Source organism: Nocardiopsis potens DSM 45234, from assembly GCF_000341105.1.
GTDB lineage: Bacteria > Actinomycetota > Actinomycetes > Streptosporangiales > Streptosporangiaceae > Nocardiopsis_A > Nocardiopsis_A potens.
The window spans coordinates 49,045-70,537 of sequence record NZ_ANBB01000063.1 but is presented as its reverse complement, the minus strand read 5'-3'; the positions used below and the strand labels follow the sequence as shown (position 1 = coordinate 70,537).

The following is a 21,493-nucleotide window of genomic DNA, read 5'->3' as shown; positions in this document are numbered from 1 at the left end:
CCTTCCTTCTTCTCAGGTTTCCTCTTCGGTCTCCGCATCCTGTCCCCGTTCACCTGCGTGATCAATGACCGATATGTACTTCATCACCGGTTCGAGACATGCCCGTCACATTCCTTGACCATCATTGGCGCCTCGTCTAGGACCCGGGTGCCCTTTTTGGCCGATCCGACATACCCCGGGCGCCCTCCGATCAGGAGCGGCCACTAGCCTGAGGGGGCGACGGGAACCAGGAAGTCCGGTGCGAATCCGGCACGGTCCCGCCACTGTGACCGGGGAGTCGAACCCGCATAAGGCCACGGCGTGCCGCGCTGGAAGGCCGGGGGAGGCGCTGATCCGGGAGTCAGGAGACTGACCCGTCGCGATCGTCGACCAGGGGCGCGGACCCCGGGGGACGGGCGTCTCCGGTGCCGCCGCGCTGTGCGCCTTTTGTACGCCTCGACCACCGGTGCCGTGCCCGGATCCCGGAGAGGACCCGGACGTGCACCAGGAACCCCCCTTCCCTTCCGCCCCCGCCCCGGCGGGCCGCCGCGCGGTGCGCCGCACCGCGCCCGCGCTCGCCTGCACCGCCCTGCTCGCCCTCGCCGGCTGCGGGGGCGGCGGCGAACCGGCCGGAGAGGCCGCCCCCGCCGAGGGCTACCCGGTCACCGTGCAGGAGTGCGACCGTGAGGTCACCGTGGACGCCCCGCCGGAGCGCGCGGTCACGCTCAACCAGCACACCACCGAGATCATGCTCGCCCTCGGCCTGGAGGACCGGATGGTCGGCACCGCCTACCTGGACGACGCCGTACTGCCCTCCTACGCCGACGCCTACGAGTCCGTCCCGGTCCTGGCCGAGCAGTACCCGTCGTTCGAGGACCTGCTCGCCGCCGAGCCCGACTTCGTCTACGCCGGGTTCGCCTCCAGCGCCTTCTCCGCGGACGAGGGCCGGGGCCGGGAGGCCCTGGAGGACGCCGGGATGACCACCTACGCCAGCATCGAGCAGTGCGCCGACGAGGTCACCATGGAGACGGTGGCCGCCGAGATCACCAACATCGGGCGGATCTTCGGGGTGGAGGACCGGGCCGGGGAGCTGGTCGCCGGGATCGAGGAGCAGGTCGCCGGGGTGGAGCAGGCCCTGGAGGGCACCGAGCCGGTGGACGTCCTGGTGGTGGACTCCATCGACGGCACCGTCTTCACCTCGGGCGGCGCCGGCATCGGCACCGAGATCATCGCGCACGCCGGCGGCCGGAACGTCTTCGACGACCTGGACAAGGTCTTCGCCGACGTCTCCATCGAGCAGGCCGCCGACCGCGAGCCGGAGGCGATCCTCATCTACGACTACGGCGAGGTCTCCGTGGAGGAGAAGAAGGAGGCGCTGCTCGCCGACCCGCTGCTGTCCGGGACGCCCGCCGTCGAGGAGGAGCGGTTCGCGGTGCTGCCGCTGACCTCCTCCGTGGTCGGCAACCGGGTCGGCGGCGCGGTGGAAGAGGTCGCCGGGCAGCTGCACCCGGACGCGTTCTGAGCCCCCGGTGAGCACCGACCCCGGTACGGCGGCCGGCCCCGGCCGCGACGCGCCCCCTTCCGCGCGGCGCGGCACGGTGCCGCTGCCCCTGCTGCTTCCGATCCTCGTCGCCGCGGTCCCGGTCGCGGCGACCTTCGGCGTCATCGCCGGCTCGGTGGACGTCTCCTTCACCGACACCTGGCGGATCGTCGCCCACCGGGCCTTCCCCGGGCTGGTCCGGCCGGACTGGCCGCCCGCGCACGAGGCGATCGTGACGGTCGCCCGGGCGCCGCGGGTGCTGCTGGCGGCGCTGGCCGGGGCCGGGCTGGCCGCGGTCGGCGCGGCCCTGCAGACCCTGGTGCGCAACCCGCTCGCCGACCCGCTGCTGCTCGGCATCTCCTCCGGTGCGACGCTCGGCGCGGTGCTGGTGGTGGTCACCGGCTTCTCCGTGCTCGGGCTGCTCACCCTGCCGCTGACCGCGTTCCTCGGCGCGCTGCTGGCGCTGGCCGCCGTGTACGCCCTGGCGCAGGCGCGCGGCCGGATGACGGCGACCCGGCTGATCCTGTCCGGGGTGGTGGTCGGGCAGCTGTGCCACGCGCTGGCGAGCCTGTCCATCATGCTCTCCGGCGACCCGCACGTCGCCAAGCAGGTGCAGCGGTGGACCCTGGGCGGCCTGGCCGGGACCACCTGGCAGACGCTGCCGGTGGTCGCCGCGGCGGTGCTCGCCGCGCTGCTGGCGATCGCCGCCGCGGCCCCCGCGCTCAACGTGCTCCAGCTGGGCGAGGAGACCGCGGTGGGCATGGGGCTGGCGGTGAACCGGTTCCGCGTGCTGATGTTCACGGCGACGTCCCTGGCCACCGGGGTGCTGGTCTCGGTCTGCGGCCCGATCGGGTTCGTCGGGCTGATGATGCCGCACATCGCCCGGCTGCTGGTCGGCTCCGACCACCGCCGGGTGCTCCCGGTGGCGATCCTGCTCGGCGCCTCCTTCATGATCCTCGCCGACCTGGCGGCCCGCACCCTGGCCGCACCGGAGGAGATCCCGGTCGGCATCCTCACCGCGCTGTGCGGCGCGCCGTTCTTCCTCTGGCTGATGCGCCGGGACGCCCGCAGGGGAGGCCGGAGGCTGATCTGAGCCCTTCTCCACGGAGTTCGCTTCTTCTTCGTTCCCGGGTCTCCCGCCGGTCCCTCCGCGCCCCTACGCTCGCGGGGCCGCCATGGCCGCCGACCGGAAGGACCCATCCCCGTGACCCCGGACATCTCCCGCCGCCGCCTGCTGGGCGCGGGCGCCGCCGCCGCAGGCGGCGCCGCGCTGGCCGCCTCCCCGTTCTCGCTGCTCCCGCCGTCGCTGCGGGCCGCGCTGGCCGAGCCCGCGCCGCCCGGCGGCCTGGACTCGATCGAGCACGTGGTGCTGCTGATGCAGGAGAACCGGAGCTTCGACCACTACTTCGGCACGCTGCGCGGGGTGCGCGGGTTCGGCGACCGGAACGCGGTGCGGCGGCGCGACGGCCGCCCGGTGTTCGAGCAGGGCACGGAGATCTCCCCGGTGCTGCCGTTCTCGGTGCGCGAGGCGGCCGAGCGGCAGCGCGAGGAGCTGCAGTACATCGGCGACCTGGACCACTCCTGGGGCGGCGGCCGCCGGGCCTGGGCCGACGGGTGGATGGACGGCTGGGTGGCCGCGAAGACCGCCGCGACCATGGCCTACTACGACCGGGAGGACATCCCCTTCCAGTTCGAACTGGCCGACACGTTCACCGTGTGCGACGCCTACCACTCCTCCATCCACACCTCCACCAGCCCCAACCGGAACCACTGGGTGAGCGGGTGGACCGGGTTCGAGGCGAACGGGAGGCGCGCCGTCGGCAACGACGCCTACGACGAGGCCGGCCACCCCGGCTACGAGTGGACCGCCTACCCCGAGCGGCTGCAGAAGGCGGGCGTGGCGTGGAAGGTCTACCAGGAGTGGGACAACTTCACCGACAACAACCTGGAGTACTTCACCCGGTTCAAGGCCGTCGCCCGCAAGGCGCTGGAGAAGGCCGGCGGCCACCCGGGCTTCGGCGCGTTCTACGGCGAGCTGGCCGGCCTGCCCGAGGACGAGCAGGAGGCGCGCCTCGCCGCGCTGGCCGAAGGGGTGGAGGGGCTCTCCGCCGAGGAGCGCGAGCTGTACGACCGCGCCCTGCACCGCGGCCGGCCCGGGAGCCTCGCCGACGCGTTCCGCGCCGACGTCGAGGCCGGGACGCTGCCCAAGGTCAGCTACCTGGTGCCCAGCGCCCAGGAGTCGGAGCACCCGGGGGCCTCCTCCCCGGTGCACAGCGCCACCGTCACCTACCGGATCCTGGACGCGCTGGCCTCCTCTCCGGAGGTGTGGAAGAAGACCGCGGTGCTCATCTCCTTCGACGAGAACGACGGCTTCTTCGACCACGTGCCGCCGCCGGTGCCGCCGCCCGGCGAGCAGGACGAGTACTGGGACGGCTCCCCCACCGGCCTGGGGATCCGAGTGCCGATGCTGGTCGTCTCGCCGTGGACGGTCGGCGGCTACGTCTGCTCGGAGGTGTTCGACCACACCTCGCAGATCCGCTTCCTGGAGCGGGTGACCGGGGTGGAGGAGCCCAACGTCTCGCGCTGGCGGCGGACCGTCTGCGGCGACCTGACCGGCGCCTTCGACTTCTCCGAGGGGCGCCCGCAGCCGGCCGTGCAGGAGCCCGGCCCGATCCCGGAGTTCACCCGGCGCTGGCGGCCCCGCCCGCCGAAGGAGCAGGTGATGCCGGTGCAGGAGGAGGGCCGCCGCCCGGCCCGGCCGCTGCCCTACCGGCCCGACGCCCACGGCCGCTACGACGCCGGCGCGGGCGCGGTGCTCATCACCGCCTCCAACGCCGGCACCTCCAGCGCGCACCTGGCCCTCTACGGCTACCGGGACGAGTTCGACGCGCCGCAGCACCGCGACGTCGCCCCGGGCGCCGAGGACGGCCCGTGGAAGGCGCCGGTCCCCGGCGACGGCTACGACCTGCTGCTCACCGGCCCCAACGGGTTCCGCCGCGAGTTCACCGGCTCGGCCGCCGCCGACGCCCCGGGAAGCTCCGCCCGGGTGGAGAGCCGGATCGAGGCCGAGGGCCGCAAGGTCCGCCTCACCCTGGGCAACGACGGCGGCGCGGACCTGGTCTTCACCGTCACCCCGCAGGGCCACTCCGCCGAACGCGGCAAGAAGGAGCAGGAGGTCCGGCTCTCCCCCGGCGCGGAGAAGACGCTGACCTGGCCCGCCTCCCCCACCGAGGGCTGGTACGACCTCGCCGTCACCCTGGCCGGCGACGACGCCTTCCTCCGCCGCCTGGCCGGCCACATCGAGAACGGCAAGGAGAGCGTGAGCGGCTGACCTCCCGCCCAGGTCGATGATCTTGGCGTTGCGGGGGTATCAGAGCGCTCTGATACCCCCGCAACGTCAAGATCATCGGGGAAGGGGAGGGCGCGGGGCGTCAGGCCGCGGCGGCCAGTGGGGCGGGGGCGGCGGCGCGGCAGGTGTTGAGGATGACGTCGGCGACCGCGGCCGGGTTGTCCTCCATCGGGATGTGGCCGCAGCCGAGCAGGCGCACCTGCCAGGCGTGCGGGATCGCGCCGAGGACGCGCTGGACCGCGCGGACCGGCAGCACCCGGTCGTCCTCGCCCCAGGCCACCGTGGTCGGGCACTGCACCACCGGGCCGCCGCCGAAGCTGTACCGGACCACCTCGGGGGCGAGGCGGGTGTAGGCCGAGCCCCGGGTGACCACGGACGGGTCGAGCCGGGCCATGTCGCCGCGGGGGTCGCGGACGCTGCCGTGCAGCGCCAGGGTGGTCAGCGCGCGCACCGGGCGGCTGTCGATCACCGAGGTCCAGACCCGGGCCGGGACCCGGGTGGCCACGTGCATCCCGCCGACCAGGATCCGCGAGCCGAGCATCTCGGCGCCGCGGGTGAAGCCGATCGGGGAGAGCGCGGTGACCGAGGAGGCGAGTCCATGGGCGCCGAGCTCCAGCGCGACCGCGCCGCCGAGGGAGTTGCCGGCGATGTGCGGGCGCTCCACCCCGGCGTCGGCGCACCAGTCCGCGACCGCGTCTACCAGCGCGGAGATGCCGAACGGCCGCTCCGGGTCGGGCGCCTGCGACTGCCCGAAGCCGGGCAGGTCGAGGGCGTACACCTCGTGCCGCTCGGCCAGTGAGCGCAGCACCGGGTCCCAGGCCTGGCGCCGGTGCCCGAGCCCGTGCAGCAGCACGAGGGGGGCACCGCCGCCGTGGCGTTCGTAAACGATTCCCCGGAAGTCCATAAACAAACGGTCTACCCGAGATAACGATCCGGTGCCACACCTTCCGGGGAATCGGACGTCCGCGGAGGCCGGCCCCGGGCACGGCTCCCCCGCCGGGGCCCCGCATCGGGCGGGCGGTGTGGCGTCGGTCACTCCGGTGCACGCTCCCGGCGCCGGCCTCCGCCGGCCGGCTCCGGAGCGCTCCGCACCCCGGGCGGGGCCCGTTCCCCCAGGCCGGAGCGGGTGTCCGCGCCGGCCCCGGAAAGGCCCGCCGCGCAGGCGGTCCGGGGCCGGGTCGGGAGCCCTTGGGCGTCCCCTTGCCCCTCCTTATACTCCCGGCATGTTCGACTCCCGGCATCTGCGCACTTTCCGTGCGGTGGTGGACGAAGGGTCCTTCTCCGCCGCGGCGCGCGAGCTGGGGTACACCCAGCCCGCGGTCAGCCAGCAGATGCGCGCGCTGGAGCGCGCCGCGGGCACGCCGCTGTTCACCCGGGTGGGCCGGGTGCTCAAGCCGACCGACGCCGGGCACATGCTGTTCCGGCACGCCGTGGACATCCTGAGCAGCCTGTCCGCCGCCGAGGAGCAGATCGCCACCGTCCGCAGGCTCCGCTCGGGCCGGGTGCGGCTGTGCACCTTCCCCAGCGCGGGCGCGACCATCATCCCCGCCGCCGTGGCCCGGCTGGCCGAGGAGCACCCGGGCATCCGGGTGGAGCTGGTGGAGACCGAGCCGCCCGACTCGCTGTGCGCGCTGCGGCGCGGCGAGTGCGACGTGACACTGGCCTTCGACTACCGCCCCGGCCCGGCCGAACCGCCGGAGGAGCCCGCGGACGACCTGGTGGCCGTCCCGCTGCTGGACGACCGCGTGGTGGTGGTGCTCCCCCGGGACCACCCGCTGCGCCGCAGGCACCGGGTGCACCTGGCCGACCTCGCCGAGGAACGGTGGATCGCCGGCTGCTCCCGGTGCCGCGGGCACTTCGTCCGGGCCTGCGCCGACGCCGGGTTCGAGCCCGACATCGCGTTCACCACCGACGACAACCTGGCCGTGCAGAGCCTGGTGGCGGCCGGGGCCGGGGTCGCGTTCATGCCCGGCCTGGTGCTCTCCTGCCTGCGCCACCCGGGCGTGGCCGGGCGCCCGGTCGAGCCTGCCGCCCACCGCAGGGTGACCGCCTACACGCTGCGCGAATACGAGCGCGTCCCGGCGACCCGGCTGCTGCTCAGGGTCCTGGAGGAGACCTCCCGACGGCTGGCCCGGGGCGGCTTCGAGGGCACGGCCGGGATCGTCGGCCTCACGCCTCCCGCCGCCGGCTGACCGGCGCGGGCCGGTGCCCGCCGACCGGAGCGGGCCGGTGCCGCGGCCCGCTCCGATAAGCGCTCCTTGGCCCCCGGCCAACGAGATCGCCGTCGACATCCGGGCGGGGACGGACCAGTCTCGGGGCATACCGCCGCGCTCCGGCGGCCGGCCCCTCCGGCGCCGCGGAGCGGCGGCACGCCGCCGCCGGGCCGTCCCATCATCCGATCACGCACCGGCTCCCCCTGGAGGTCCCATGTCCGCCGTCTCCGAGACCGCGACCACGCCCCGCCTGGACGAACTCGTCGGTGCCGTGCGCGCCGCCGTGCGCGCGGGGACGACCGCCGCGCACACCGCCGAGCTGGTCGCCGGGAGCCTGGAGCCGTTCCTCACCGACCCCGCCCTGCTCCCCGAGTCCTGTATGGAGCCGGACCCCGACCACTACACCCAGCACGTCCTGCACGTGGAGGAGGGCGGGGCGTTCTCCGTGGTCGCCCTGGTGTGGCTGCCCGGGCAGCACACCCCCGTGCACGACCACGTGGCCTGGTGCGTCACCGGCGTGCACATCGGGACCGAGGACGAGGTCCGGTACGCGCTGGCCGGGTCCGGGCGGGAGCGGCACCTGGCCCCGGTCGGCACCGCGACCAACGAGGCGGGCGCCGCCTGCGGGTTCGCCCCGCCGGGGGACATCCACCGGGTCGCCAACACCGGCGCCGGGCTCGCCGTGTCGCTGCACGTCTACGGGGCGGACATCGGCCGCCTCGGCTCCAGCGTCCGCCGCACCTACGACCTGCCGGTCCGCGAGGGGTAGCGGAGGGGACGCCGCCCCTCCGCCGCCCGGCCGCCGTCACACTCCGTCGAGCTCCTGGAGCAGGCGCCGCTTGGGGCGGGCGCCGACCAGGGAGCGGACCGGTTCGCCGCCGTCGAAGAGGATCAGCGTGGGGGTGCCCATCACCCCGTAGGCCCGGACCGCCTCCGGGTTGGCGTCGACGTCGAGCCGGGCGACCGCGATCCGGTCGGCCCGCTCGGCGGCGACCTCGTCCAGGACGGGGGCCATCATCCGGCACGGCGGGCAGTGCGCGGAGGTGAACATGACCAGGACCGGCCGGTCGGCGCCGAGGACCTCCTCGGCGAAGCCGGCGTCGGTGGTGTCGTACACGCTCGTCGTCGGGGTCATCCCTGCTCCTCCCACTGGCATCGCGGTCCGGCGTCGGCGGAGAGCCGCGCCTCTGCCCGGAGCAGCTGGGCGCTCACCCGGTCCCGGGCGCCGCGCAGCCGCTCCATCAGCGCGTCGATCTCGGCGAGCTTGCCCCGGTAGGCCTGCAGCGAGGTGGGGCAGGAGTCCCCGGCCGGGTGCCCGTCCTGCAGGCACCGCACGAACGGCCGGGTCTCCTCCAGGCTGAACCCGACGTCCTGGAGGGTGCGGATCTCCCGCACCAGCCGCAGGTCGCCGTCGCCGTACACCCGGTGGCCGTTGACCGCCCGGCGGGCGGGCAGCAGCCCCCGGGATTCGTAGTAGCGCAGCGTCCGGGTGCTGACCCCGGACCGCTCCGCGAGTTCACCGATGCGCATGGCATTGAAGTTAGGCCTTGACGCCGACGTCAGGGCAAGGGGCCGGGGCGGCGGTGGGAGGGATCTCCGGGGAGGCGCGCTCCGGGTGGGAGGTCAGCCCCCGTACTTCGCGGCCATCACCCCGGCCGTGGCGGCCAGGCAGACCGCCATCAGGGAGGCGATCAGCCAGACCGTCACCACCCGGTCCGGCTCGGGGGCTGCACCGGGGTTCCGCAGCCGGGCGAGGTAGGCCCTGGACAGCCGGCCGCGGACCGGGAGGAGGACGAGCGGGATGGCGGTGAACGCCACGCTGTAGAGGAACAGGACGGTCGACGGCTCCTCCGGGCGGAGCATCCGCACCCCCACGGCGATGAGGGCGACCACGGGCGTCGCGGTGTACAGCCTCCGCATCGTCCGCCGGCTCCGCTCCTGTATCTCGGGCGGGATTCCGTCCGCGGACACGGCGCCGATGATCAGGGCGCGCATGCCGAGCAGGAAGACGGCCGTCGCCGCGAGCGCGATCAGCACCCAGCCGGACGTGGGGATCGAGAAGAGCATGTTCTCCGCTTTTCACCTCAGAGCAGGCGCCGATCCTATCCCCGGCGCTTTCCGGTGGAGAAACCGGCCGCCTGCCCGCCGAGGCCGGCCGGGCCCCAGGAGAGCCAGCGGGTGGCGTCCTCCCCCTCCTCCGGGCGGACGATGGCGACGGCGCGGCCGGGGTCGGTGCCGTCCGGGGTCCGGAAGGCGGCGATCTCCGGGGCCCTGTCCGGGGCGCTCGGGTGGAAGGCGGGGAACCGCCACCCCGCCCCTTCCAGCGAGGACATCTCGGAGCCGTCGGCGATGCTCCACCGCCGCACCAGTCCGCCGGGGGCGCCGGAGCCTCCCGGGGAGAGCGCCAGGGCCACCGTCGAGTCGCCGGTGAACCCGAACCCGTCGGCGGCGCCCGCGCCCGGCCCGTACGGGAACTCGGACAGCACGCTCTCCGTGTCCGGGTTCCACACGACCACCGAGGCGCCGGTGGTGTAGGCGAGGAGGTCGCCGCCGCCGAAGGCGACCAGGGCGGAGGCGCGGTCGCCGGCCGGCTCGCGCACCGGGTAGCGCTCGCCGACCCGGCCCGACGCGGTGTCGATCAGGGCGACCGACCGCTCGCCCGCGGCGTCGACGGCCGCCAGCCGGCCGCCGTCGAAGTCGAGGTCGATGGCGTAGTAGGGGGAGTCCTCGGTGAGCAGCGGCTCGCCGCCCTCGGTCCGGAAGACCTCCAGGCTCCGCGCGGTCCCGCCCGCGCCGCCGGAGACGGCGACCGTCTCGCCGTCGCCGCTCAGCGCGACGGCGGGGTCCTCCAGCGCACCGCTCAGCTCGATCGGCGGGAGCTCCTCGCGGCGCTCGACGTCCCAGGCGAGGATCTCGTCCCCCTCGGGGGCGACCTGCACGGCGATCCGCCCGTCGTCGCTCACGTCCATCCGCCGCACCGCGGCCGACCCGTCCCCGTAGCGGCGGCATTCCGTCCCGGCGTCCGGGCCGGGGCCGCCCAGCCGGGCGGTCTCCTCGCCCTCGTCCGCGTCGAACAGCGACAGGCCGTAGTCGGTCAGCGCCAGCAGCTCGGTGCCGTGGCCGACCCAGCGCAGCCCGTAGACCTCCACCGGCCCGTACGCCCCGGAGCACTCCAGCGCGGCCAGGTCGTCGGCGACGGGTTCGGCCTCGACCGCCCCCGCCTCTCCGAGGAGGACGCCCGGGGCGCCGCCGCCGTCGCCGCCGGGGTACTCTCCGGGCCCGCCCGCGCCGGGGAGCCCCCGGTCGGCGGCGGACGCCAGCGCGATCGCGGCGGCCGCCAGCACGGCCAGTCCGCCCGCCCCGGCCCAGGCCAGGGGGCGCAGGACACCGGAGCGGGCCCGCCCGCCGCGGTCCGGCCCCTCCTCGCCGGCCCGGCGCACCTCGGCCGCGCCCCGCGCGATCTCGGCGGTGACCGCCCCGGGCAGCCACTCGGCGCGGGCCGCCCGCTCGGCGGCGGGCTCCCCGTCCGGCCCGGCCAGGGCGGCGCGCACCTCCGCGAGCCCGGGCCGGGCCGCCGGGTCCTTCTCCAGGCAGGCGCGGACCAGGCCGGCGACGGACGCGGGCAGCCCGGTCAGGTCGGGTTCCTCGCGCACGGCCCGGTAGAGCACGGCCATCGGATCCCCGTGGCCGAAGGGCGGGCGCCCCGTCGCGGCGTACAGCAGCACGCCGCCGAAGGCGAAGACGTCGCTGTGCGGCCCGGACCCGCCGCCGGTCACCTGTTCGGGCGACATGTAGCCGGGGGTGCCCAGCGCCTGCCCGGTGGCGGTGAGCGCGGTGGCGTCGGCGGCCCGGGCGATGCCGAAGTCGATGACCTGCGGGCCGCGGTCGGAGAGCAGCACGTTGGAGGGCTTGAGGTCGCGGTGGACCAGTCCCGCGGCGTGGATCGCGGCGAGCGCCTCGGCCAGCCCGGCGGCGAGGATCCGCAGCGGCTCCCCCTGGAACTCGCCCACCTCGCGCACGGCCCGGTCGAGGGTGAGGCCGGGGATGTACTCGGTGGCCAGCCAGGGCAGCGGGGCATCGGGGTCGGCGCCGAGCACCCGCGCGGTGAACGGGCCCCGGACCCGGCGGGCCGCGGCGGCCTCGCGCCGGAACCGCGCCCGGAAGTCGGCATCGCCGGCGTACTCCGCGCGGACCGCCTTCACCGCGCTGAACCCGCCCTGCGGCGCGAGCCCGAGGTAGACGACGCCCATCCCGCCGGCCCCGATCCGGCGCAGCAACCGGTGCCCGCCGATCTCCCGGGGGTCCTCGGGATCCAACTCGCGCACCCTGCCGCCTCCCCCGCCCGCCGGCTCTCGAACCCGCTCAGGCTAGCGGAGCGGAATGCCTGCGATTGAGGCGATTCCGCCCCTTATTCGAGGGGTGGTCCGCCGGACGCTCCGCCGCCCACGATGTGCGAGCGGCCCTCGGAGGAGATCCGAGGGCCGCTCTCTCGTCTAGGTGAGGTCGCTGCGCACCCCGCGGACGAACGCGGCCCATTCGGCGGCGGGGAACCCCAGGTGCCCCGCGTCGGGGCGGAGGCTGTCCCGCACGGCGCACACGGCCGGCGTCTCGGCGACCTCGACGCAGTTGCCGCCCTGGGGCTGGCTGTAGCTGGACTTGCGGAACAGGGCGTTGGGAATAGAGCGCGTCGATGTCATGTCTGGTCGGTCAATTCTCGTAGTCGGGCGATGGTCTCCCCGGGACGGAGCGCCCCGAGTCGCAGGCGGTTGAAGAGACGGCGGTACCGTGCGATCTCTTCGGGTTCCTCCAGGTACAGGCCGTCGGTGTCAGTCTCCAGATGCACGACCGTGGGATCCACCCGGTTCGGGAACTCGGTGATCACGAACGGGCCCGCACTTCCGGCGTTGAGGCGGTCCGCCCTGATCATCTGAATGGTGATCGTGTCGTCGGCCTCGGCCGGCTCCAAGATGTGATCGATCCGCGCGGCCATGGCGCCACCGAACTCGCCGTACGCCAGAGCCTTCATCGCCCCGGAACGCAATTCAGCGCTACCGCCCCGCCTCGGCCTCCTCACCCCGATGCTTCAGCAGGAAGCCGAGGTTGTTCATCGCGGTGGTGTCCCCGGTGCCTGCGGCGCGGCGCCACCATTCCTCGGCCTCGGCGGCTCTGTCATCGTCATGGGCCCAGGAGCCCATGAGGTTCATGGCCTTCGGGTGGCCTGCCCGGGCGAGCGGTTCGCAGGCGGCCTCCGCGATGTCCCGCCGGGCCTCCTCGTCGGCCCGGTCGACCACGGCCAGGCGCTCATCGTCGTCCGCGGTGTGCTCCAGCGCCGCTTCCCACAGCTCCTCGGGGACGGGGGCCTCGGCGGCTTCGACGAGGTGGTCGAAGGGGCGCCAGCGCCGGCCGTCGAGGTCGGCGGGGATGAGCAGCCCGCTCACCCCCAGCCGCACCTGCTGGGCCCAGGCCAGAGCCCGGTCGAAGGGCTCGGGCCGCAGCGCCGCCGCGCCGGCCAGGTAGGCGGTGTGGGCGCGCTCCAGCAAGGCGCGGTCGGGCGGGGTGAGCAGGCCGGTGCGGGCCAGGTCCACCGCCGCGGCCACGATGGCGTGCCCGCGGGGGTGGCCGCCGCGGGAGGTCGGGCGCCGGGCGCCGCGCCACAGGCCCAGCAGGTCCGGTCCGGCCGCGAGGTACTCGGCCACCCCGTGGACCCGGTCCTTCGCCGCGCGGGCGGCCGCGGCCAGTCGGTCATCGCCGTGGGCGGCGGCGCGCTCGACCTCCCCGCGCGACCAGGCCCGGTCCAGCTCGATCGGGTCGAGACGCCGGAGCAGGGCGGCCGCTTCCTCCCGCTCCCGGTGCGCCTGCACCCGGTCCTGGAGGTCCGCGGCGGGGCCGTCGAGGTAGGCGTCGTGGAACTCGGTGCGCAGGGTGGCCGCCACGACCGCCCCGGCCCGGGTGAGCAGGGCGAGGGTGGTCTCGGTGAGACCGCCGCGACCGCGGCCCAGGAACCGGTCGGCGTCGTCCGGCCACACCACCGCCCCGGCCGCGGCGAACTCTTCGGAGGCCCCGATGCACTCGGCCAAGGCGCCCAGGTCGGTGCCGGGAGGCGGGGCGAGCAGCCACCGCTGCCCGGCCACCGCGGTCAGGGCGCGGTGCAGGGCGCGGGACTTGCCGGCTGTGGAGTCGCCCACCACCAGCACCGCGCCCCCGCTCCGGGCCGCGGCGCGCACCGCGTCCTCCAGCACGCCGTCGAGGTCGCGGGGGACATAGGGCGGCAGCCGGGCCCCGTCGGCACCGGGGCGGGCCGGGTGCACCCCCGGCTTCCGGGGGTCGGCCCCGGCCACCGGCACCGCGCCGGCCGGGGCGGCCTCCAGGGCCCGCTCCGGGGCCGGGCCAGGGGCGTTGTAGACGTTGTAGACGTCGCGGGCGGAGCCGACCTGGGCAACGTTGCCGACGGTGGTGTGCTCGACGCTGCTGCTCACCTTCGAGGAACCGGGGCAGGGGGTTCGGAGGCGTGGGGGGCATGGCTCCGATTGTGCCGGAACACGGAAAAGCGGCGCCCTCCTCCGCGGACGGAGGGCGCCGCTGGTTCAGGAGCGGGTGCGGGGGGAGCCCGAGGCGGAAGCGGGTCGAACAGGACCGCGTTCCCGCCCCGGACGTGCCGGTGGCGTCCGCCGTGCGGCGGTCCGCCCGTCTAGATGGTCGGGGCCTGGGCCTTCATCGCGTCCTCGTAGGAGCCGCAGGCCGCGATCGCGCGGTCGATGCGCTCCTCGGGAGTGCCCGCCCCCTCCGCGGCGCAGGCCAGGACGAGGTTGCCGCTCGCGTAGGTGACGAACGCCAGGGAGTCCTCGGGCGACCCCATGTTCTCGTCGTCGAGGGCCCGGGAGTGGTCGCCGACGGAGACCTCGTGCTCCACATAGTTGTTGCCGTCTTCCTGCTCCTCGTAGTGGACCAGGTCGGCCCGCCCCTCCATGGCGCCGTCCTGTTCGGCGTAGGACGGCGTGAGGAGCAGCACCAGGAGCTCGACCTCGCCGGTCTCGTCCTCCCCCTCGCACTCGACGAAGGTGTCGACGTTGGCGTTCACGTCCCTGTCGGCGTAGAGCGCGGGGACCGAGCGCGCCTCGCGGCCCTCCAGCCCGAGGTCGCTTTCGACGTCACTGCAGTTGACCAGCTCCGAGTAGTAGGGCGACCCGCCGCCCAGGACCAGCACGAGCGTCAGGATGAGGACGAGCGCCCCGGCGCCCGCCGAGCCCAGGATGATGAACAGCTTCTTGTTGCCCGCACCCATGCCGGGTGCCGGCGGCGGGCCCTGCGGCGGCGGACCCCCGCGGCCGCCGCCCTGGTGGGGTGCGCCGTGCGGGCCCTGCTGCCCCGGCGGGTGCGGGGGGCGGGCTCCACCAGAGGCGCCCGGGGCGCCCGGGGGCGGCCCCTGGTGCGGGGGGCGGGCTCCCGGTCCGCCGGGGGGCGGACCCTGCTGCGGTCCGAACCCGGGACCCTGTGACGGTGGGGGATAGTCCGACACTCTTGTGACTCCAGTAGTGATCAGTGATGAAACGCCGACGATTCTGTCAGACCCCGCCGGCCCCGGTTTCTCATCGCTCGCTCTGGGACCGATTTCGGCCACGGCGGTAAGCGGTCCGGGCGCGCCCCAGGGGCCCCGGGGGTCCCGATTCTCCCCGTGATCCGATCGAACATCCCGCCCCCGCCCCGCATCGCACCCGTCGGGCCCACCGACCGACACGGCCCCGTCACCCGCCCGGCACGAACAGGAGCCCTCCTTGCCCACCGGCCCCATCACCCGCCGCTCCCTGGGCCGCCTCGCGCTCGGCACCCTCACCGCCGCCGCCCTGTCCGCCGCGGCCGCGCCCGCCCGCGCCGACGCCGCCCCCGGAACCCCCTACTACGACCGCGCCCGCCGCCTCGCCGGCGACGACCCCGTCCTCACCGCCATCGCCAGGGCCCTCCACCCCGACACCGAAATCCCCGGCGAGGTCCCCGCGCCCCCGCCCACCCGCATCCTCGACGACCTCGCCGTCCTCAGCGTCGGCTTCGTCCACGCCATGGCCCTGACCACGGACGAGGGCATCGTCCTCTTCGACGCCCTGCGCAGCCCGCACGACGCCCGCACCGTCATCGAACCCGGGCTCCGCGAAGTCGGCGCCGACCCCGCCGACATCCGCTACATCGTCGTCACCCACGGCCACTACGACCACTTCGGCGGCGCCCGGTACCTCGCCGACCGCCATGGCGCCCGCGTCCTGATGTCCCCCACCGACTGGGACCTCGTCGAAGCCGACGGACACGAGCACGCCCCCCGCCGCGACATGGAGATCACCGACGGCCACCGCCTCGACCTGGGCCCGACCGCCGTCACCCTCCACCACACCCCCGGCCACACCCCCGGCACCGTCTCGGCCCTCTTCGACACCCGCCACCGCGGCCGCCCCCGCACCGCCATGCTCTGGGGCGGCACCAACCCGCCCGCCGCCCCCGCCGAACTGCGCACCTACCGCGACTCCATCGCCGCCTTCCGCCGCCGCATGCACCGCGCCGGCGCCGACGTCGAGCTGTCCAACCACCCCAACGACCACGGCCTCCAGCGCATCGACGAGCTGCGCGCCGACCCCCAGGGCCCGAACCCCTTCGTCATCGGCCCCCACCGCACCGACCGCTTCATGCGCGTCATGGACCTGATGATCCGCGGCCGCCTCGCCGACGCCCGGGCCTGACCCGCCCCGGCGGGCGCCCGGCCGCCGAAGCCGCGCCGGGGAGGCCGCCGCACATGCGAACGGCGCCCTGCCGAGGGCAGGGCGCCGGTGCGGAGGAGTCCGGGGGAACTCCGGGAGCATCTCCCGAAACGGCCTCGAAACGGCCCCCACTCCCCTCCGCCGACGGGGGGTGGGGGCCGTGTCCATGCGGGTCAGTCCCAGTCCAGGCCGCCGCCGGTCTGGTACTCGATGACCCGGGTCTCGAAGAAGTTCTTCTCCTTGTTCAGGTCCATCATCTCCGACATCCACGGGAAGGGGTTCTCCGTGTTGCCGAAGATCGGGGCCAGGCCGATCTGCTCGGCGCGGCGGTCGGTGATGAAGTGCATGTACTGCTCGCACAGCTCGGCGTTGAGGCCGAGGATGCCGCGCGGCATGGTCTCGCGGCCGTAGGCGATCTCCAGTTCGCATGCCTCGGTGAGCATGGTGCGCACCTCCTCCTGGAACTCCGGGGTCCACAGGTGGGGGTTCTCCAGCTTGATCTGGTTGATCACGTCGATGCCGAAGTTCAGGTGGATCGACTCGTCGCGCAGGATGTACTGGTACTGCTCGGCGATGCCGACCATCTTGTTCCGCCGGCCCAGTGAGAGGATCTGCGCGAAGCCGGTGTAGAACCACATGCCCTCGAAGATCACGTAGAACGCGACCAGGTCGCGGAGGAAGGCCTGGTCCGCCTCGGGGGTGCCGGTGGCGAAGTCCGGGTTCTCCAGGTTCTGCGTGTACTTCAGCGCCCAGGCGTCCTTCTCCGTGATGGAGGGGATCTCCCGGTACATGTTGAACAGCTCGCCCTCGTCCAGGCCGAGGCTCTCGCAGATGTACTGGAAGGTGTGCGTGTGCACGGCCTCCTCGAAGGCCTGGCGGAGCAGGTACTGGCGGCACTCGGGGTTGGTCAGCTGCCGGTAGACCGCGAGCACGATGTTGTTGGCGACGAGGGACTCCGCGGTGGCGAAGAAGCCCAGGTTCCGCTTGAGCATCAGCCGCTCGTCCTCGGTGAGGCCGTCGGCCGACTTCCACAGGGCGATGTCGGCCTGCATGGACACCTCGGTGGGCATCCAGTGGTTGTTGCAGCCCGCCAGGTACTTGTCCCAGGCCCAGTTGTACTTGAGCGGCAGCAGCTGGTTCACGTCCGCGCGGGCGTTGATCATCGCCTTGTCGCCGACGCTGACGCGCGCGGCGTCGCGGGCGATCTCGCCGAGTCCGGTGCTGTCCGTCTCCGGGGCCGTCGTCATGAGTGTGACCGTCGTCTTTCCAAGTCGGTGGTGGTGCGCCAGGGGCCGGGCGGGGCGGGCGGCGCTTCCCGGGGGATCGCGCCGCCCCCGCCCCGCGGGGCCGCGCTACTGGCAGGCTTCGCAGTCCGGGTCGTCGATCGAGCAGAGCGCGCCGGCGTCCGGGTCGATCTCCGGGGCGGTGGAGGCGGGCGCCTCGGCGGAGGGCCGGGCGGCCGGGGACGGCGCCGGGGAGGGAGCCGGAGCCGGGGCCGCCGCCGGGGCCGGGGACGGGGTGGCGGAGACCGCGTTGAGCCGGCCGTCGGTGCCCTTCAGGGTCGACTTCTCCACGTGCGTCGCGCTCTGCGCGCGCAGGTAGTAGGTGGTCTTGAGGCCCTTGCGCCAGGCCCGCCGGTACAGGTTGTCCAGCTTCTTGCCGCTCGGCGCCGCCATGTACAGGTTGAGCGACTGCGCCTGGTCGATCCACTTCTGCCGGCGCGCCGCGGCGTCCACCAGCCAGGTCGGGTCGAGCTCGAACGCGGTGGCGTAGAGCTCCTTCAGGTCGTCGGGCACCCGGGCGATCGGGCCGAGGCTGCCGTCGTGCACCTTGAGCTGGGTGACCATGTCCGCGTCCCACAGGCCGCGCGCCTTGAGGTCGCGGACCAGGTAGGGGTTGACCACGGTGAAGTCGCCGGACATGTTCGACTTGACGAACAGGTTCCGGTAGATCGGCTCGATCGACTGGCTCACCCCGGTGATGTTGGCGATGGTCGCGGTCGGCGCGATCGCCATCACGTTGGAGTTGCGCATCCCCTGGGTGCGCACCTTCTCCCGGAGCGAGTCCCAGTCCAGCCGGGAGGAGTAGTTGGCGTCCAGGTCGCCGTCGCGGGCCTCGGCCACGGTGCGCAGCGAGTCCAGCGGGAGCACGCCCTTGCTCCACAGCGAGCCCTCGAAGGAGGCGTAGGAGCCGCGCTCGGCGGCCAGCTCGGAGGAGGCCGCGATGGCGTGGTAGGAGATCAGCTCCATCGACTCGTCGGCGAACTCCACCGCCCGCTGCGAGCCCATCGGCAGGCGCAGCTCGAAGAGCGCGTCCTGGAAGCCCATCAGGCCCAGGCCGACCGGGCGGTGCCGCATGTTGGCCCGCTCCGCCTCGGGGATGGTGTAGAAGTTCACGTCGATGACGTTGTCCAGCATCCGGACGGCGGTGCGCACGGTGCGCTCCAGCCGCTCGGTGTCCAGCCGGCCGCCCTCGACGTGCCGGGCCAGGTTGACCGAGCCGAGGTTGCAGACCGCCACCTCGTCGCCGGCCTTGGTGTTCAGGGTGATCTCGGTGCACAGGTTGGACGAGTGCACCACGCCGGCGTGCTGCTGCGGGGAGCGCAGGTTGCACGGGTCCTTGAAGGTGATCCACGGGTGGCCGGTCTCGAACAGCATGGTCAGCATGCGCCGCCACAGCTCGACCGCGCGGACCTTGCGGAACACCTTGATCTCGCCGGCCTCGGCGGCCCGCTCGTAGGCCTCGTACCGCTCGGCGAACGCCTTGCCGTACAGGTCGTGCAGGTCCGGCACCTCGTCCGGGGAGAACAGCGTCCACTGCCCGTCGGCCTCGACCCGCCGCATGAACAGGTCCGGCACCCAGTTGGCGGTGTTCATGTCGTGCGTGCGGCGGCGCTCGTCGCCGGTGTTCTTCCGCAGGTCGAGGAATTCCTCGATGTCGATGTGCCAGGTCTCCAGGTAGGCGCAGACCGCGCCCTTGCGCTTGCCGCCCTGGTTGACCGCGACCGCGGTGTCGTTGGCGATCTTGAGGAACGGGACCACGCCCTGGCTCTGGCCGTTGGTGCCGCGGATCCGGGCGCCGATGCCGCGGATCGGGGTCCAGTCGTTGCCCAGGCCGCCGGAGTACTTGGAGAGCAGGGCGTTGTCGGAGATGCCCTTGAAGATCGACTGCAGGTCGTCGTCGACCGTGGTCAGGAAGCAGGACGACAGCTGGGAGTGGCGGGTGCCGGAGTTGAACAGGGTCGGCGTGGAGGCCATGAAGTCGAACGAGGAGAGCAGCTCGTAGAACTCCACCGCGCGGGCGTCCCGATCGTCCTCGTTGAGCGCCAGGCCCATCGCGACCCGCATGAAGAACGCCTGCGGCAGCTCGTAGCGGGTGCCCTCGCTGTGCAGGAAGTAGCGGTCGTAGAGGGTCTGCAGGCCGAGGAAGGTGAACTGCAGGTCGCGCTCGGGGCGGAGCGCGGCCCCCAGCCGGGCCAGGTCGAACTTCTCCAGCCGCGGGTCGAGCTGCTCCAGCCGCACGCCGCGGGCGACGTAGCCGGCGAAGTAGTCCGCGTAGCGGAGCGCCATCTCGCCCTCGCTCGCGGAGTCCGCCGCCTCGGAGATGAAGGTCAGCGCCTCCCGGCGGAGCGCGCCCAGCAGCAGCCGGGCGGCCAGCGGGGAGTAGTCGGGGTCCTCCTCGACGTGGCTGCGCGCCGCCATGATCAGCGCGAGCTCCAGCTCCTCGTCGGTGATGCCCGGGTAGAGGCCCTTGCGCGCCTCCGCGATGACCGCCTCGGGGCTGACCCCGGCCAGTCCGGTGCTCGCCTCGCGGACCACGTCGCCGATCCGCTCCGCCGGGTCCGGGGTGTTCGCCTCCGGAACCGCGACGGGCTCGGTGTCGAGGGTCATCTGCTCGCTCCAACCAGGTAGTCGTCGACCGGTTGGGGTGTCGAAGGCCGGAGCGCGCGAACCAGGGGAGCGCCCACGACCGTCGAGCCCCCCTATGCCCACGGCGGCCCGCCCACGAGGCCCCGTTGTCCGTGCGCGCCGTGCGCGCACGCCGGTGGCAGGTCTTCGGACTCGCGGGCGACGTCCGGCTGAGCGCCGTCCGGCCTACTCGCCGCCGCTTCCCGGGGGCCTGAACCCCCAGTGCCGTTGGCGACTTTCGGAAGCGCGCCGCCCGGTTCCCCCCGGGGGCCGGCGCGCCGCTTCCCGCTTACCGCTGCGGGGCAGTCCCGGAGTTCCACCGGGTTCCCTCTTGCCCCACCCGGAGCATCCGCCCCAGGTGAACCACCAGCGGAAGAGATACTACATCTGGTGGCACCCCGGCGCGACCACCGCAAGATAGCCGTGTTTCACACGCGACGCGCCCGCTCCGCCCGTTGTCCGCAACGCGCTGCGGAGATAAGCTCCGCGCGATGACGCGACTACACATCTTCGACCTGGACGGCACCCTGCTGCACGGCACCAGCGCCCCTCTGGAGATCGCCCGCGTCACCGGAACCGGGCCCCGGCTGGCCGAGCTGGAGCGCCGCTTCTCCGCCGGCGAGCTGGACAGCCGCGGGTTCGCCGCGGAGCTCTTCTCGCTCTGGGGGCACCTCACCGAGGAGCACGTGGACGAGGCGTTCGCCGGCAGCCCGTTCCTGGACGGGATCGCCGAGGTCTGCGCCGACATCCGGAAGCGCGGCGAGCGCTCCCTGGTCATCACGCTCTCCCCGGGGTTCTACGCGCGCCGGCTGCACGCCTTCGGCTTCGACGCGGTCGCCGCCTCGGACTTCCCCGACCCGCCCTTCCCCGGACCGCCGGACCCGGAGCGCATCCTACGCCCGCAGGACAAGGTCCGCATCGCGGAGGAGGCGCGCGCCGCCGCCGGGATCCCGCTGGAGAGGTGCACCGCCTACGGCGACTCGCTCTCCGACGCGCCGCTCTTCGGGCACGTGGGCGGGTCGGTGTCGGTCAACGGGGACCACCACGTGGCCGCCCTCGCCACCGCCGCCTACACCGGGCGCAGCCTGCTGGAGGCCTACGCCCTGGGCCGCTCCCTGGCCGCCTGACCCCCTCCCCCGAGCCGGACCCCGGCCCCGTCCCCATCCGGGCCGGTCGCGCCCGCCTCGTCGAGCTCAGGGTCGGCGGTCAGTCCAGCATCCGGTCCAGGGCGTCCTCGGGCAGGCCGAGGTCGACCCGGACCCGGTAGCGGATCCGCAGCAGCTCCATCAGCAGGTCGTGCACGTAGGGCGAGACGTCCTGGTGGCGGAAGCGCTCCACGCCGAGGGTGGCCCACTGCTGGGCGGCCTTGAGGTCGCCGTGCGCCTGCAGCGTCTCCGCGATGTGGATGTAGGTGGGCAGGTTCCGCGGCCCCTCGGCGCGCAGCCGCTCCAGCTGCGCGTAGGCGTCGTCGACCAGGTCCAGTTCGAGCAGCGCCCCGGCGAGCAGGGCGCGCGCGTCGATGATGGTGGTGCCGCCGTCGTCGATGGCCCGCCGGTAGGCGCGTGCGGCCAGCTCGAACTCCTGGGCCATCTCCCACTGCTCACCGGCCCGGACGAACAGCTCGGCCCGGGAGATCTCGCTGTCGGCGTCCACGCTGTCGGCCAGCCCGAGGAGTTCCGCCGCCACCTCGGCATGGTCGCCGGACTGGACGGCCCGGAACTCCAGGCGGTCCAGATCGGCCGTCGTCACTCGGGTCACTGCCA

General features: G+C 74.1%; 19 protein-coding genes and 2 riboswitches. Of the genes, 7 read left to right on the top strand and 12 right to left on the bottom strand.

What is annotated here, in order from left to right:
• Positions 1 to 196: 196 nt before the first annotated feature.
• Positions 197 to 371: riboswitch (cobalamin riboswitch) on the top strand.
• Between the two features lie 107 nt (positions 372 to 478).
• From D459_RS0125075 to D459_RS0125065, 3 genes are all read left to right on the top strand, one after another.
• Positions 479 to 1,501, top strand: coding sequence for an ABC transporter substrate-binding protein (locus tag D459_RS0125075; RefSeq protein ID WP_017595758.1), 1,023 nt, complete (start codon positions 479 to 481; stop codon positions 1,499 to 1,501).
• A 7-nt stretch (positions 1,502 to 1,508) separates the two neighbouring features.
• On the top strand, positions 1,509 to 2,612 hold the full coding sequence (locus tag D459_RS0125070; RefSeq protein ID WP_017595757.1) for a FecCD family ABC transporter permease: 1,104 nt from the start codon (positions 1,509 to 1,511) through the stop codon (positions 2,610 to 2,612).
• Positions 2,613 to 2,723: 111 nt separating this feature from the next.
• Positions 2,724 to 4,850: a phosphocholine-specific phospholipase C gene (locus D459_RS0125065; RefSeq protein ID WP_017595756.1), complete on the top strand. Its 2,127-nt coding sequence runs from the start codon at positions 2,724 to 2,726 to the stop codon at positions 4,848 to 4,850.
• Between the two features lie 100 nt (positions 4,851 to 4,950).
• Here D459_RS0125065 and D459_RS0125060 read toward each other — a convergent pair whose 3' ends face one another.
• Complete coding sequence (locus tag D459_RS0125060) at positions 4,951 to 5,772, bottom strand: alpha/beta fold hydrolase (RefSeq protein ID WP_040711009.1); 822 nt, start codon at positions 5,770 to 5,772, stop codon at positions 4,951 to 4,953.
• 319 nt (positions 5,773 to 6,091) lie between these two features.
• Here D459_RS0125060 and D459_RS0125055 point away from each other — a divergent pair, with 319 nt between their 5' ends.
• Together D459_RS0125055 and D459_RS0125050 are read left to right on the top strand one after the other, a co-directional pair.
• Positions 6,092 to 7,060, top strand: coding sequence for a LysR family transcriptional regulator (locus tag D459_RS0125055; protein WP_040711008.1), 969 nt, complete (start codon positions 6,092 to 6,094; stop codon positions 7,058 to 7,060).
• Between the two features lie 235 nt (positions 7,061 to 7,295).
• On the top strand, positions 7,296 to 7,850 hold the full coding sequence (locus tag D459_RS0125050; RefSeq protein WP_017595753.1) for a cysteine dioxygenase family protein: 555 nt from the start codon (positions 7,296 to 7,298) through the stop codon (positions 7,848 to 7,850).
• Positions 7,851 to 7,886: 36 nt separating this feature from the next.
• Here D459_RS0125050 and D459_RS0125045 read toward each other — a convergent pair whose 3' ends face one another.
• From D459_RS0125045 to D459_RS0125010, 8 genes are all read right to left on the bottom strand, one after another.
• Positions 7,887 to 8,216 (bottom strand): thioredoxin family protein, encoded by a 330-nt coding sequence (locus D459_RS0125045; RefSeq protein WP_017595752.1) that lies wholly within the window; start codon positions 8,214 to 8,216, stop codon positions 7,887 to 7,889.
• A complete protein-coding gene (locus tag D459_RS0125040) occupies positions 8,213 to 8,611 on the bottom strand; it encodes a MerR family transcriptional regulator (protein WP_017595751.1) in 399 nt (132 codons plus the stop codon). Before D459_RS0125040 ends, D459_RS0125045 begins: the two co-directional genes overlap by 4 nt.
• A 93-nt stretch (positions 8,612 to 8,704) precedes the next feature.
• On the bottom strand, positions 8,705 to 9,148 hold the full coding sequence (locus D459_RS0125035) for a hypothetical protein (protein WP_017595750.1): 444 nt from the start codon (positions 9,146 to 9,148) through the stop codon (positions 8,705 to 8,707).
• Positions 9,149 to 9,183: 35 nt separating this feature from the next.
• Positions 9,184 to 11,406 (bottom strand): WD40 repeat domain-containing serine/threonine protein kinase, encoded by a 2,223-nt coding sequence (locus tag D459_RS37430; RefSeq protein ID WP_017595749.1) that lies wholly within the window; start codon positions 11,404 to 11,406, stop codon positions 9,184 to 9,186.
• 168 nt (positions 11,407 to 11,574) lie between these two features.
• Positions 11,575 to 11,778 carry a DUF397 domain-containing protein gene (locus D459_RS0125025; protein ID WP_017595748.1) on the bottom strand — a complete coding sequence of 68 codons (204 nt, stop codon included), beginning with the start codon at positions 11,776 to 11,778 and terminating at the stop codon, positions 11,575 to 11,577.
• Positions 11,775 to 12,107, bottom strand: a complete 333-nt coding sequence (locus tag D459_RS32710; protein WP_020380327.1) for a Scr1 family TA system antitoxin-like transcriptional regulator — start codon at positions 12,105 to 12,107, stop codon at positions 11,775 to 11,777. The genes D459_RS0125025 and D459_RS32710 overlap by 4 nt, the downstream gene beginning before the upstream one ends.
• A gap of 22 nt (positions 12,108 to 12,129) precedes the next feature.
• Positions 12,130 to 13,557 (bottom strand): hypothetical protein, encoded by a 1,428-nt coding sequence (locus D459_RS32705; RefSeq protein ID WP_017595746.1) that lies wholly within the window; start codon positions 13,555 to 13,557, stop codon positions 12,130 to 12,132.
• A 212-nt stretch (positions 13,558 to 13,769) separates the two neighbouring features.
• Positions 13,770 to 14,363, bottom strand: coding sequence for a hypothetical protein (locus D459_RS0125010; RefSeq protein WP_017595745.1), 594 nt, complete (start codon positions 14,361 to 14,363; stop codon positions 13,770 to 13,772).
• A 490-nt stretch (positions 14,364 to 14,853) separates the two neighbouring features.
• Here D459_RS0125010 and D459_RS0125000 point away from each other — a divergent pair, with 490 nt between their 5' ends.
• The gene (locus D459_RS0125000) at positions 14,854 to 15,804 is read left to right on the top strand and encodes an MBL fold metallo-hydrolase (RefSeq protein WP_017595743.1); all 951 of its coding nucleotides are present in this window, start codon (positions 14,854 to 14,856) and stop codon (positions 15,802 to 15,804) included.
• 191 nt (positions 15,805 to 15,995) lie between these two features.
• Here D459_RS0125000 and D459_RS0124995 read toward each other — a convergent pair whose 3' ends face one another.
• Complete coding sequence (locus tag D459_RS0124995) at positions 15,996 to 17,069, bottom strand: ribonucleotide-diphosphate reductase subunit beta (RefSeq protein WP_017595742.1); 1,074 nt, start codon at positions 17,067 to 17,069, stop codon at positions 15,996 to 15,998.
• A gap of 105 nt (positions 17,070 to 17,174) precedes the next feature.
• Positions 17,175 to 19,712, bottom strand: a complete 2,538-nt coding sequence (locus D459_RS0124990; protein ID WP_017595741.1) for a ribonucleoside-diphosphate reductase subunit alpha — start codon at positions 19,710 to 19,712, stop codon at positions 17,175 to 17,177.
• Positions 19,713 to 19,851: 139 nt separating this feature from the next.
• A riboswitch (cobalamin riboswitch) is annotated at positions 19,852 to 20,113 on the bottom strand.
• Positions 20,114 to 20,221: 108 nt separating this feature from the next.
• Here D459_RS0124990 and D459_RS0124985 point away from each other — a divergent pair.
• A complete protein-coding gene (locus D459_RS0124985; protein ID WP_017595740.1) occupies positions 20,222 to 20,857 on the top strand; it encodes an HAD family hydrolase in 636 nt (211 codons plus the stop codon).
• 79 nt (positions 20,858 to 20,936) lie between these two features.
• On the opposite strand, the gene D459_RS0124980 is transcribed toward D459_RS0124985, so the two are convergent.
• Entirely contained in the window at positions 20,937 to 21,488 is a 552-nt protein-coding gene (locus tag D459_RS0124980) for a hypothetical protein (RefSeq protein ID WP_026120742.1), read from the bottom strand.
• Between the last annotated feature and the right edge of the window lie 5 nt (positions 21,489 to 21,493).